The sequence below is a fragment of the Pseudomonas sp. LAMO17WK12:I1 genome (assembly GCF_900177315.1).
Lineage (GTDB): Bacteria > Pseudomonadota > Gammaproteobacteria > Pseudomonadales > Pseudomonadaceae > Aquipseudomonas > Aquipseudomonas marginalis.
This window is the reverse complement of the sequence record NZ_FWZV01000003.1, coordinates 335998-348826: the sequence shown is the minus strand read 5'-3', so window position 1 is coordinate 348826 and position 12829 is coordinate 335998. Positions and strand designations below refer to the sequence as shown.

Annotated in this window: 13 protein-coding genes; 7 read left to right on the top strand and 6 right to left on the bottom strand. The window is 63.1% G+C overall.

Going from position 1 to position 12829, the window contains the following annotated elements; translation table 11 throughout:
- Positions 1 to 16 precede the first annotated feature (16 nt).
- The gene (locus tag B9N88_RS06720; RefSeq protein WP_027603910.1) at positions 17 to 952 is read right to left on the bottom strand and encodes a lipid A biosynthesis lauroyl acyltransferase; all 936 of its coding nucleotides are present in this window, start codon (positions 950 to 952) and stop codon (positions 17 to 19) included.
- Between the two features lie 119 nt (positions 953 to 1071).
- Between B9N88_RS06720 and minC the strand changes: the two genes are divergently transcribed.
- The 7 genes from minC to B9N88_RS06690 all read left to right on the top strand — a co-directional run bounded on the left by minC (position 1072) and on the right by B9N88_RS06690 (position 7772).
- Positions 1072 to 1809: a septum site-determining protein MinC gene (gene minC, locus B9N88_RS06715; protein WP_027603909.1), complete on the top strand. Its 738-nt coding sequence runs from the start codon at positions 1072 to 1074 to the stop codon at positions 1807 to 1809.
- Positions 1810 to 2010: 201 nt separating this feature from the next.
- Entirely contained in the window at positions 2011 to 2823 is an 813-nt protein-coding gene (gene minD / locus B9N88_RS06710; protein ID WP_003175251.1) for a septum site-determining protein MinD, read from the top strand.
- Between the two features lie 3 nt (positions 2824 to 2826).
- Positions 2827 to 3081, top strand: a complete 255-nt coding sequence (minE, locus tag B9N88_RS06705) for a cell division topological specificity factor MinE (protein WP_003175252.1) — start codon at positions 2827 to 2829, stop codon at positions 3079 to 3081.
- Between the two features lie 96 nt (positions 3082 to 3177).
- Positions 3178 to 3813: an RluA family pseudouridine synthase gene (locus B9N88_RS06700; RefSeq protein ID WP_027603908.1), complete on the top strand. Its 636-nt coding sequence runs from the start codon at positions 3178 to 3180 to the stop codon at positions 3811 to 3813.
- A 116-nt stretch (positions 3814 to 3929) separates the two neighbouring features.
- Positions 3930 to 5219: a M18 family aminopeptidase gene (locus B9N88_RS06695; protein ID WP_027603907.1), complete on the top strand. Its 1290-nt coding sequence runs from the start codon at positions 3930 to 3932 to the stop codon at positions 5217 to 5219.
- Positions 5220 to 5377: 158 nt separating this feature from the next.
- Entirely contained in the window at positions 5378 to 5554 is a 177-nt protein-coding gene (locus tag B9N88_RS32635) for a hypothetical protein (protein WP_016970148.1), read from the top strand.
- A gap of 52 nt (positions 5555 to 5606) precedes the next feature.
- A complete protein-coding gene (locus B9N88_RS06690) occupies positions 5607 to 7772 on the top strand; it encodes a mechanosensitive ion channel family protein (protein ID WP_027603906.1) in 2166 nt (721 codons plus the stop codon).
- Positions 7773 to 8049: 277 nt separating this feature from the next.
- Here the strand turns inward: B9N88_RS06690 and B9N88_RS06685 are convergent, their stop codons facing one another.
- The 5 genes from B9N88_RS06685 to B9N88_RS06665 form a co-directional block, all read right to left on the bottom strand.
- On the bottom strand, positions 8050 to 8271 hold the full coding sequence (locus tag B9N88_RS06685; protein ID WP_027603905.1) for an MbtH family protein: 222 nt from the start codon (positions 8269 to 8271) through the stop codon (positions 8050 to 8052).
- An 82-nt stretch (positions 8272 to 8353) separates the two neighbouring features.
- Positions 8354 to 9748, bottom strand: a complete 1395-nt coding sequence (locus tag B9N88_RS06680) for an aspartate aminotransferase family protein (protein WP_027603904.1) — start codon at positions 9746 to 9748, stop codon at positions 8354 to 8356.
- Positions 9749 to 9897: 149 nt separating this feature from the next.
- Positions 9898 to 10665, bottom strand: a complete 768-nt coding sequence (locus B9N88_RS06675) for an N-acetylmuramoyl-L-alanine amidase (protein WP_027603903.1) — start codon at positions 10663 to 10665, stop codon at positions 9898 to 9900.
- A 123-nt stretch (positions 10666 to 10788) separates the two neighbouring features.
- On the bottom strand, positions 10789 to 12111 hold the full coding sequence (locus tag B9N88_RS06670; RefSeq protein WP_027603902.1) for an ATP-binding protein: 1323 nt from the start codon (positions 12109 to 12111) through the stop codon (positions 10789 to 10791).
- Positions 12108 to 12788: a response regulator gene (locus B9N88_RS06665; protein WP_027603901.1), complete on the bottom strand. Its 681-nt coding sequence runs from the start codon at positions 12786 to 12788 to the stop codon at positions 12108 to 12110. Before B9N88_RS06665 ends, B9N88_RS06670 begins: the two co-directional genes overlap by 4 nt.
- Positions 12789 to 12829: the final 41 nt, after the last annotated feature.

The following is a 12829-nucleotide window of genomic DNA, read 5'->3' as shown; positions in this document are numbered from 1 at the left end:
TGGGGGAAATTCGGTCTTAGCGACGGCGTTTTTCGTACAGCTTGGGTTCGCCCGGTGGCCGACTCTTGAAGCGGCGGTGGGTCCACAGGTATTGCTCGGGACATTCACGCACCGAGGCTTCCACCCACTGGTTGATGCGCAGGCAGTCGACTTCATCGCTTTCGCCGGGGAAGTCGGTCAACGGCGGGTGGATCACCAGGCGGTAACCGCTGCCGTCCGCCAGGCGCTGCTGGGTGAACGGCACCACCAGCGCCTTGCCCAGCTTGGCGAACTTGCTGGTGGCAGGCACGGTGGCGGCCTGGATGCCGAACAGCGGCACGAAGATACTTTGCTTGGCGCCGTAGTCCTGGTCCGGTGCATACCAGATGGCGCGGCCGGCACGCAGCAGCTTGAGCATGCCGCGCACGTCTTCGCGCTCGACCGCCAGGGAGTCGAGGTTATGCCGCTCGCGGCCACGGCGCTGGATATAGTCGAACAGCGGGTTGCCGTGCTCGCGGTACATGCCGTCGATGGTGTGCTTCTGCCCCAGCAGGGCCGCGCCGATTTCCAGGGTGGTGAAGTGCAGGGCCATGAGGATCACGCCCTTGCCATCCAGTTGGGCCTGCTTGAGGTGTTCCAGGCCTTCGACATGGGCCAGGCGCGCCAGGCGCTGGCGCGACCACCACCAGCTCATGGCCATTTCGAAGAAGGCAATGCCGGTGGAGGCGAAGTTTTCCTTGAGCAGCTTCTTGCGCTCTGCGGGGGATTTTTCCGGGAAACACAGTTCCAGGTTGCGTGCGGCGATGCGGCGACGTTCGCCGGCCACACGGTACATGCCTGCACCCAGCAGGCGACCAATGGTCAGCAGCGCACGGTACGGCAGTTGGGTCACCAGCCACAGCAGGCCGAGTCCCAGCCATAACAGCCAAAAGCGCGGGTGAAAAAATACAGCTCGAAAACGCGGGCGATCCATTACAGATTCCGGGAAAGACAGGGCCGCGCATTCTACAACGGTTCGACTCGGCTTGCGGCCAGTGAGTGTTCTCGTTATAAGTCTCGACACTTTTCGTGACAAGCCGCTTTTTGCCGACCATGAGCCAAACCGAACCGCTAGACCAAGATCCCGTGTTCCAGCTGAAAGGCAGCATGCTCGCCATCACCGTGCTGGAACTGGCCCGCAACGACCTCGACGCCCTGGACCGCCAGCTCGCCGCCAAGGTCGCCCTGGCGCCGAACTTCTTCAACAACGCCCCGCTGGTACTGGCCCTGGACAAACTGCCGGCCGGCCAGGGCAGCATCGACCTGCCCGGCCTGATGCGCGTGTGCCGCTCCCACGGCCTGCGAACCCTGGCGATTCGTGCCAGCCGCATCGAAGACATTGCCGCCGCCATCGCCATTGAACTGCCAGTACTGCCACCCTCCGGCGCGCGTGAGCGTCCACTGGAACCTTTGGTCGGCGAAGTGCAGAAAAAACCGGAAAAACCAGCGGAACCGACGATCAAGCCTACAAAGATAATCACCACGCCCGTACGCGGCGGACAGCAGATTTACGCCCAGGGCGGCGACCTGGTGGTGATCTCGTCGGTCAGTCCCGGCGCGGAACTTCTCGCCGATGGCAATATCCATGTATACGGCCCGATGCGCGGACGTGCCCTCGCCGGCATCAAGGGGGATACCAAGGCGCGCATTTTTTGCCAGCAATTGACCGCTGAGCTGGTGTCCATCGCGGGCCAGTACAAGGTTTCGGAAGATTTGCGCCGCGATCCGCTGTGGGGAGCCGCGGTGCAGGTCAGCCTGTCGGGCGATGTGTTGAACATCATCCGTCTTTAACGGATACTGCCGCATTTTCCAAGCATCTCTAGACTCTGATAGCACAGCGAAACTGGCATTACTTGCGTAGGAACATTTGAAGGTTGGCGTTTTTCCTGCGAAAACCCGTCTTTTTTCCTACAAAGGCTGTCCGCCTGCGGCGAGTTCCAAGAGATGTTTTTCAGGGGCTGAAAAGTCCTTTTTCCTTAGGGGTGAAACACCTTGGCCAAGATTCTCGTGGTTACATCCGGCAAGGGTGGTGTGGGTAAGACCACCACCAGCGCCGCTATCGGTACCGGCCTCGCTCTGCGCGGCCACAAGACAGTCATCGTCGACTTCGACGTCGGTTTGCGTAACCTCGACCTGATCATGGGCTGCGAACGCCGCGTGGTGTACGACTTCGTCAACGTGGTGAACGGCGAAGCCAACCTGCAACAGGCCCTGATCAAGGACAAGCGCCTTGAGAACCTGTATGTACTGGCCGCCAGCCAGACCCGCGACAAAGATGCGCTGACCAAGGAAGGCGTAGGCAAGGTCCTCGCTGAACTGAAGGAAACCTTCGAGTACGTGGTCTGCGACTCCCCGGCCGGTATCGAAACCGGTGCTCACCTGGCGATGTACTTCGCCGATGAAGCCATCGTGGTGACCAACCCGGAAGTGTCTTCGGTACGTGACTCGGACCGCATGCTCGGCCTGTTGGCCAGCAAGTCCAAGCGCGCCGAGGAAGGCCAGGACCCGATCAAGGAACACCTGCTGCTCACCCGCTACAACCCTGAGCGCGTCAGCAACGGCGAAATGCTCGGTGTTGAGGACGTCAAGGAAATCCTCGCCGTGACCCTGCTGGGTGTGATCCCGGAATCCCAGGCGGTGCTGAAGGCGTCCAACCAGGGCGTCCCGGTGATTCTCGACGACCAGAGCGACGCCGGCCAGGCGTACAGCGATGCGGTTGATCGCTTGCTGGGCAAGACCGTGGAACATCGCTTCCTCGATGTTAAGAAGAAGGGATTCTTCGAGCGTATCTTTGGAGGCAACTAAACAATGAAATTTCTCGACTTCTTTCGCGCCAACAAAAAGCCAAGCACCGCGTCGGTCGCGAAAGAGCGTCTACAGATCATCGTGGCGCACGAACGCGGCCAACGCAGTACCCCGGATTACCTGCCAGCCTTGCAGAAGGAGCTGGTGGAGGTGATCCGCAAGTACGTCAATATCGGCAACGATGACGTGCATGTCGCCCTGGAAAATGACGGCAGCTGCTCGATTCTGGAACTCAATATCACCCTGCCTGATCGTTGATCGAACAGGCGGCCGCCACGGCGGCTCGGTCACCTTGATCCCTTTGCGGGAACCGGGTGGTCGAGCCGCCGTTGGCGTTTGTTACGAGGCTGTTTAATGCCGCTGTCCACTATTCATATCCTGCATCAGGACGACGCTGTCCTGGTGGTGAACAAGCCGACCCTGTTGCTCTCGGTGCCCGGCCGCGCCGATGACAACAAGGACTGCCTGATCACCCGCCTGCAGGAAAACGGCTACCCCGAAGCCCGCATCGTCCATCGCCTGGACTGGGAAACCTCGGGGATCATCCTGCTGGCCCGGGACGCCGATACCCATCGCGAACTGTCCCGCCAGTTTCACGACCGCGAAACCGAAAAGGCCTACACCGCGTTGGCCTGGGGCCAGCCGGAACTGGACAGCGGCAGCATCGACCTGCCCCTGCGCTACGACCCGCCGACCAAACCCCGCCATGTGGTGGACCACGAGTTCGGCAAGCATGCGCTGACCTTCTGGAAAGTGCTGGAACGCTGTGGCGACTGGTGCCGCGTCGAGCTGACGCCGATTACCGGAAGGTCGCACCAGTTGCGCGTGCACATGCTGTCCATCGGGCATCCGTTGCTCGGTGACGGCCTGTATGCCCATGAACAGGCCCTGGCTGCCTGGCCGCGCCTGTGCCTGCACGCGAGCATGCTGAGCTTCACTCACCCGCAAAGCGGTGAGCGCTTGCGCTTTGAGTGCCCGGCGCCCTTCTAAAGCTTTAAATACAGTACATGTAGGAGGGGCGGTGCGACTTGCCCCCTCCCACATTTGTTCTGTGCACTTCTCGCCCTCGAACGGTAAACTCCGCGCATTGCTGTCTGGAGCTATTTATGCGCGAAGCGTTGAATCAAGGCCTGATCGACTTCCTCAAGGCCTCCCCTACTCCTTTTCATGCCACCGCCGCCCTGGCCCAGCGCCTGGAAGCGGCCGGTTTCCAGCGCCTCGACGAGCGCGAGACTTGGGCCACCGAAGCCAACGGTCGCTACTACGTGACCCGCAACGATTCCTCGATCATCGCCTTCAAGCTCGGCCGCCATTCGCCGTTGCAAGGCGGGATTCGCCTGGTCGGCGCCCATACCGACAGCCCGTGCCTGCGGGTCAAGCCCCAGCCTGAGCTGCAACGCCAGGGCTTCTGGCAACTCGGCGTGGAAGTCTACGGCGGCGCGCTGCTGGCGCCGTGGTTCGACCGCGACCTGTCCCTGGCCGGCCGCGTCACCTTCCGTCGCGACGGCAAGGTCGAAAGCCAGCTGATCGACTTCAAGCTGCCCATCGCTATCATCCCCAACCTGGCCATTCACCTGAACCGTGAAGCCAACCAGGGCTGGGCGATCAATGCCCAGACCGAATTGCCGCCGATCCTCGCGCAATTTGCCGGTGATGAACGCGTGGACTTCCGTGCCGTGCTCACCGAGCAGTTGGCACGGGAGCATGGACTGAACGCCGATGTGGTACTCGACTACGAGTTGAGCTTCTACGACACCCAGAGCGCCGCCGTCATCGGCCTGAACGGCGACTTCATCGCCGGCGCACGCCTCGACAACCTGCTGTCGTGCTACGCCGGCCTGCAAGCCTTGCTCACCAGCGAGAGCGACGAAACCTGCGTGCTGGTGTGCAACGACCACGAGGAAGTCGGTTCCTGCTCGGCCTGCGGTGCCGACGGCCCGATGCTGGAACAGACCCTGCGTCGCCTGTTGCCTGAAGGTGATGAATTCGTACGCACCATTCAGAAATCCCTGCTGGTGTCGGCCGACAATGCCCACGGCGTACACCCCAACTACGCCGATAAGCACGACGCCAACCACGGCCCCAAGCTCAATGCCGGCCCGGTGATCAAGGTCAACAGCAACCAGCGCTACGCCACCAACAGCGAAACCGCCGGGTTCTTCCGTCATCTGTGCATGGCCCAGGAAGTGCCGGTGCAGAGCTTCGTGGTGCGCAGCGACATGGGCTGCGGCTCGACCATCGGCCCGATCACCGCCAGCCACCTGGGTGTGCGTACGGTGGATATCGGTTTGCCGACGTTTGCCATGCACTCCATTCGTGAACTGTGCGGCAGCCATGACCTGGCGCATCTGGTGAAGGTGTTGGGCGCGTTCTACGCCAGCCACGACCTGCCCTAAGACCAGGACTGGATGTCGTCAACATGTGGGAGGGGCGGTGCGACGATTCGCACTTGCCCCCCACATTTGGTTTACGTCCACCTGATCTGCATCACCTGCATTTCCTGCAATCCGACCTAGACTTGTCAGTATTCCCACTCCGACAAGGCCGTCGCCCCATGATCTCCATGTCCTCCTTCCACGCCATGCTTATCCCTATCCTGATCGGCATGATCATGCTCGCCGTTGGCTTCAACTTCCGCGACAAGCCCCTCGGCGTGTTCGGCATGTGGGTCGGCATGCTGCTGATCCTGGGCACCGTGGTGTACAAGATCCTCGCCAAACTGGCCGAATGACGCTTGCACTCGTACACTCGCTCAACCCGTCGTTTCCAAGGTTGACCGCCTCGTGCTTTCCCGTCTGTTTGCCCTGCCCTGCTGTTTCCTGATCGCCCTGCTCACGCTGCTGCCGCTCTCGTCCGCCCAAGCGGTGGGCCTGCCCGGGCTGCTCGGCACCACCAAGGCCCAACCCCAGGCCGAAGTGCCGTTGGGGCAGTCGCTGGACGAGGTGATCAAGACCCTGGAAAACGACCAGCAACGCACCCAGTTACTGAGCGACTTGAAGAAGCTGCGCGCCGCTACCCAGAAGGCCCAGCCCGCCGCCGAGCAAGGCGTGCTCGGGCTGATCGGCAGTACGCTGTCGGGCCTGGAGCAGCAGTTCTCCGGCGCCGACAGCCCGCTGGGGCGCTGGTCGAATGAAATCGACCTGGCCAAGGACGAACTCAGCGCCCTGATGCTGCCGGCCAGCGAATGGCTGCCGATCATTTTCGGCTTTGCAGTGATTCTCGCGGTATGGAGCCTGCTGGCAGCCGCGTTGATCTGGCTGAGCCACCGGGTACGCGAGCGCTTCGGCCTGCCCGAGGAGCTGCCGCAACACCCGCGTACCTGGGACATGCTGCGCTTCGCCCTGCGCAAGCTGGGGCCCTGGCTGATCGCACTGGTGATCACCGTGTACCTGAGCTACGCCCTGCCCTCGTCCCTGGGCAAATCCCTGGCGATGGTGCTGGCGTATGCGCTGGTGGTCGGCACCTGTTTCTCGGCGATCTGCGTGATTGCCTTCTCCCTGCTCGACGGCCCGCACCGCCACCGCGCGCTGTATATCCTGCGCCACCAGGCGTTCCGCCCGCTGTGGTGGATCGGCAGCTTTGCCGCCTTCGGTGAAGCCTTGAGCGACCCGCGGCTGGTGGCTGCGCTCGGCCAGCACCTGGCCCACACGGCGGCCACGGTCGCCAATGTGATGGCCGCGCTGTCCACCGGCGTGTTCATCCTGCGTTTCCGACGGCCGATCGCCCACCTGATCCGCAACCAGCCCCTGTCGCGCCGCCTGACCCGCCGCGCCCTCAGCGACACCATCGAGATCGTCGGCACCTTCTGGTACATCCCCGCCTTGCTGTTGGTGGGCATCTCGCTGTTCGCCACCTTCGTCTCCGCCGGCGACACCAGCACCGCCCTGCGCCAGTCGCTGTTGTGCACGGTGTTGCTGGTGTTGTGCATGGTGATCAACGGCCTGGTGCGGCGCCACGCACTCAAGCCGCAACGGGGGCACAAGCGCCATGCGCTGTACTCCGAACGCCTGAAAAGCTTCGTCTACACCCTCGCCCACCTGGTGGTGTGGCTGGTGTTTATCGAACTCGGGCTGCGGGTCTGGGGCCTGTCGCTGATCCGCTTTACCGAAGGCGACGGCCATGAAATCAGCGTCAAGCTGTTCGGCCTGGGCGGCACGCTGCTATTTGCCTGGTTGATCTGGATCCTCAGCGACACCGCCATCCATCACGCCCTCACCCGCTCGCGCAAAGGCCTGGCCAATGCCCGCGCGCAGACCATGATGCCGCTGATCCGCAACGTGCTGTTCGTGACCATCTTCATCATCGCCGCCATCGTCGCCCTGGCGAACATGGGCATGAACGTCACGCCACTGCTGGCCGGTGCCGGTGTGATCGGCCTGGCCATCGGTTTTGGTGCGCAGTCACTGGTGGCCGACTTGATCACCGGCCTGTTCATCATCATCGAAGACTCCCTGGCCATCGATGACTACGTGGACGTCGGCGGCCACCTCGGCACCGTCGAAGGCCTGACCATCCGTACCGTGCGCCTGCGCGACATTGACGGCATCGTGCACACCATCCCGTTCAGCGAGATCAAGAGCATCAAGAACTACTCGCGGGAGTTCGGCTATGCGATCTTCCGGGTGGCGATCCCGTACAACATGGAAATCGACGATGCGATCAAGCTGATGCGCGATGTCGGCCAGAAAATGCGCAACGATCCGCTGCAACGCCGCAATATCTGGTCGCCGCTGGAGATCCAGGGGGTGGAAAGCTTCGAGTCAGGCAGTGCGATCCTGCGCGCGCGCTTCAAGACGGCGCCGATCAAGCAGTGGGAAGTGTCGCGGGCGTTCAACCTGTCGCTGAAGCGGCATCTGGATGAAGCCGGTCTGGACCTGGCCACGCCGCGCTTGAGTGTGCAGGTGGTGACGGGGGCTGCGGGGGGGTTGGAGAAGGACAAGAACGCGTAAGGTCAGGGCGAATGTGATGAGCTTATTGTGGTTTGTGGTGAACTTATTGTGGTGAGCTTTTTGTGGTGAGCGGGCTTGCCCCGCGCTGGGCTGCGAAGCAGCCCCAAAACCAGCCGCTGAGTTATGCCTGATACACCGAGTGCTTCTTGAGTGGGGCTGCTTCGCAGCCCAGCGCGGGGCAAGCCCGCTCACCACAACAAGCCCGCTTGCCACAAAAAGCCTGCTTGCCACAACAGGCCCGCCCACCATAACAGGCCGGCCTACTGAAGGTTTTGCGTCAGGCCAGCGTTGCGCCGTCCATCTTCTGGCGCAGGCTCAACGGACGCATATCGGTCCAGGTTTCTTCGATGTAGGCCAGGCACTCTTTCTTCAGGCCGCTCTTGCCCACGGTGCGCCAGCCTTCCGGCACGGCCTTGTAGTCGGGCCAGATGGAATACTGTTCTTCATGGTTGACCACTACCTGAAACAGGATGTCGTCGCGGTCAAATACTGAGGTCATTGCTGTTCTCCATCGCTCAAAGGCTGGCTGCGCACCACGCGCAGCGCTGATATCTGTAGAAACGTACCAACACGCCAAAAAATTAGAGGCTGGCGACGGCTGCCGCCAGGGCGCGCCCGAAGATCTCGGCCACGCGGTCGATCTCGGCGGCGCTGATCACCAGTGGCGGCAGGAAGCGCACCACGCTGCCATGCCGGCCGCCCAGCTCGAGGATCAGGCCGCGCTTGAGGCATTCGCGCTGTACCAGCGGTGCCAGCTGGCGATGCACCGGCGGGTGGCCCTGGATATCCAGGGTGCCGTCCGGGTCCACCAGTTCCACGCCGAGCATCAGCCCGCGCCCGCGAATATCCCCCAGGTGCGGGTAGTCACGCTGCAGGATGCGCAGGTGTTCGCCCAGGCGCTCGCCCATGGCGGTCGCGTGGCGGGCCAGGTCGTGCTCCTTGAGGTAGCGCATCACCGCCGAACCGGCCGCCATGGCCATCTGATTGCCACGGAATGTCCCGGCATGGGCGCCCGGCAGCCAGGTGTCGAGCCAGTCGCGATACACCACCACCGCCAACGGCAGGCTGCCGCCGATGGCCTTGGACATCACCACCACATCCGGAATGATGCCGGCGTGCTCGAAGGCAAACATCTTGCCGGTACGGCCGAAACCGCTCTGAATCTCATCGACAATCAACGCCACGCCGGCCTGTTCGGTGATGCGCCGCAGGCCGCGCAGCCAGTCGAGATCGGCCGGGATCACCCCGCCCTCGCCCTGCACCACTTCGACAATCACCGCCGCCGGCAGCAACACCCCGGCTTCAGGATCGTTGAGCAGGTTTTCCAGGTAATGCAGGTTGACCCGCACGCCTTCTGCGCCGCCGAGACCGAACGGGCAACGGTAGTCGTAAGGGAATGGCAAAAACTGCACGCCATTGCCGAGCAAGGCACCCAAGGGTTTTTTCGGCCCCAGGCTGCCCATCAGGCTCAACGCGCCCTGGCTCATGCCGTGATAACCGCCCTGGAACGACAGCACCGTGCTGCGCCCCGTGGCAGTGCGCACCAATTTCAACGCCGCTTCCACGGCATCGGTACCGGTGGGGCCGCAGAACTGGATCTTGGCTTCCCGCGCCAACTCCGCCGGCAGCAGGCCGAACAGGTCCTGCACGAACTGGTCCTTGACCGGCGTGGTCAGGTCCAGGGTGTGCAACGGCAGTTCGTCGCTCAGCACTTGCTGGATGGCCTGGATCACCACCGGGTGGTTGTGACCCAACGCCAGGGTGCCGGCGCCGGCCAGGCAGTCGATGAAACTGCGACCCTCCACGTCTTCCACGTAGATCCCCTTGGCGCGCTTGAGCGCCAGGGGAATGCGCCGTGGGTAACTGCGGGCGTTGGATTCCTGCTGGCGCTGGCGGGCCAGCAGCGGGCTTTCGTCGAACTGATAAAGCGTTTCATGCACCTGGGTATCTTCGATACGGCTGGTAGCGACTGACATCTCTCGATCCCTCAATACGCGGATGATGGTGACCAAACTGCCGATCCGTTGGCGTCTGGCCCAAGGGCATGCGCACGGATTTCCTGTTCTGGAGACGCACCAGCGAGAAAAGGATTTAGGGGACAGTGATGGTTGACTGATGGATGAGATCAAAGTCCGCGGTATTTTTCGTTCAAGGCATACAGGATCGCGCAGGTCTCGGCATCCAACACACCACCATAATCCCGCGCCCGAAAGTGCATCTGAAACGCCCGGGTGCGCTGCTCGAACGCCTGGCGATTCTGCGCCGGCTTATAGCCATAGCGCTGAAATGCCCGCTCCACCTCCACTTCAGGCGGCAGCCCGACACAAAACCGGCGCTGGTACATGGCCCGCGTCGACTCGTCGAACCACGCCCCGACTCCCGCCTCGAACAAACCGCGCCACGGCAGGCGCGGTCCCGGATCGCTCTTGCGCCAGTACGCCACGTCCGAATGCCCAAGAATGTCGGCCAGTCCGATCTGCGGGTAACGCCCAAGGATGTCGCGAAGCAATGCGATCAACACCGCCACCTGCTCCTGGCCGTACGCGGGAAAGGTGAATACGCCGCCGTCATCCCGGGCCAGGTTGACGATTTCGATGCCGATCGCCCGACTGTTGAGGTTATCGCGCCCACCCCAGTGGCTCGCCCCGGCATGCCAGGCGCGCTGGTTTTCGTGCACCAGGCGAAACACGCGCAACTCGTCATACCCGGCGGCGCGGTAGCCGGGCTCATGGGGATCCGGCAGCAGGTAATGCGCGCTGACCCCGTTACGGGTGAGGGTGCGCAAGGAGGAGGCGAACGGGGCCGCGGTGTAATGCAGGATCACCTGCCGCACGGGTTCGCCGTGACGTTCGTTGAAATCCCTGGCGGGGAAACTGGTATCGATGACCAACATAAGAACCGTCCTTTTCAATACAGGCCGAGTCTTTCGGCCCGTTCAAGCGCAAAAAAATTACCGCCATCCTGAAGGCTTGCACCTCAAGCGGGCGGTAACTATTTGGCACGTGAAAGAACGCGGTCAGCGCCGCAACGGCATGCCCAGGTCAACGCGCAGGCCATCCACCTGGCTGTCGAACTTCAATGAGCAGGAACAGCGCTGCACGATCGCCTGCACGATCGCCAGGCCCAGGCCACAGCCCTCGCTGTTGCCATTGCGCCAGAAGCGTTGGGTGAGGTATTGCAGGTCTTCGGGGGAGATCTGCTTGCCGTGGTCGCGCACGCGGAAGATCACGTGGTCGGCGGCGGTGAACACGCTGAGCTCCACCCGTGTGTCTGCGGGTGTATGGCGCAGGGCGTTGTCCAGCAGGTTGCGCAGGGCGGCGACTGCCAGGCCCACCGGCATGTCCACCGGGGTTTCGCTGAGGTTATCCGCCAGGTTCAGGTCGATACGCCCATTATCGCCGGCATTCGCATCCTGGATCGCCAGCCGTGCGACTTCCTCGGCGCTGGACTGCACGCCATCGTCGAATGACAGGCTGCCTTCCACCCGCGCCAACAGCAGCAATTGCTCCAGGGTGCGATGCAAGCGGTCGGCGCCCTCCTCGGCATGGGCCAGGGACTGGTCGCGGGCCGCGCCTTCGGTCATGCGCGCCACTTGCAGGTGGGTCTTGATCGCCGTCAGCGGGCTGCGCAGCTCGTGGGCGGCGTCGCCGGTGAGGCGGCGTTCGCGCTCGATGGTCTTGGCGATGCGTTGCAGCAGTTGGTTCTGGGTGTCGAGCAGCGGCTTGAGCTCGCTGGGCAGCGGGTGGATCTGCAACGGCTCGAGGGAATCGGCACTGCGGCGCATCAGCGCGTCACGCATGCGGTTGAGCGGCAGCAGGCTCTGGCCGATACCCAGCCACAACAGGCACAGGCAACCGAGCATCGCCACGCCCACCGGCACCGAGGCGGCTAGCAGGATCGACAGGTTCAGCGCCTCGCGCTCCACCTGGCGGTCGGCGGTGGTGATCAACAGGTCGCCACGGGACAGGGTAAAACTGCGCCAGCCCACGCCATCGATGACCTGGTCACGAAAGCCGCTCTTGCGCGACTCCAGGCCCTCATCCGGCGTGGTATGGCTGCGGGCGAGGATTTCCCCGCGCAAGGAGCTGACCTGGCACGCCATGCCCCCCGGCACATTCAGTTGCTCGGCGCTGAAATGCGCGCCGCCGCTGACACTGGCCAGGCCCGGCATCTGCTCGGTCAGGCCCGCCACCATGCGCGCCGACGCCACCAGGCGCTGGTCGAGGGAGAACATCATCTGGTTGCGCAGGTCGTTGAGCATCCAGGCCGCCGCCAGTGCCCAGATCAGCACAAACGCGGCGCCGAGCTTGAACGTCAGGCGCAGGCGCAGGCTTTTCACGAAACGTTCTCGCCATCGTCTGCCGGGCCGAGGCGATAACCCAGGCCGCGTACGGTCTCGACGATGCCATTGCCCAACTTGCGCCGCAGGTGATGGATATGCACGTTGAGGGCGTTGCTTTCCAGTTCATCGTTGAAGCCGTAGACGCTGTCCTTGAGTTGCTCGCTGGACAGCACCCGGCCTTTGTTGTGCAGCAGCGCCTGCAAGAGCGCCTGTTCACGTCGGGACAGGTCCACCGGCTGGCCGCCCAACAGGGTTTCGCGGCTGCTCGGGTCGTAGGTCAGTCGGCCGTGCTCGATCAGGTTGACGCTGCGCCCCGCCATCCGGCGCAGCAGGGTTTGCAGGCGTGCGGCCAATTCGCGCAGGTCGAAGGGTTTGAGCAGGTAGTCATCGGCACCGGCTTGCAGGCCGTCGACACGGTTGGTCACCGAATCCCGCGCGGTGAGGATCAGCACCGGAATCTCCAGGCCCTGGCTGCGCAGCTGTTGCAGCAGCTTGAGGCCGTCTTCGTCGGGCAGGCCGAGGTCAAGCACCATGATGTCGAAGGTCGCCGCCTTGAGCATCGCGCGCGCAGCGGCGGCCGTGGCCACGCGCTCGACTGTAAAGCCCTGGGCTCCGAGGCCGGCCACGATGCCGCTGGCGATCAGTTCGTCGTCTTCACAGACCAGTACGTGCATGCTGAACCCTTCATGAAAGATGGGGGGATTAAAAGTGCAGC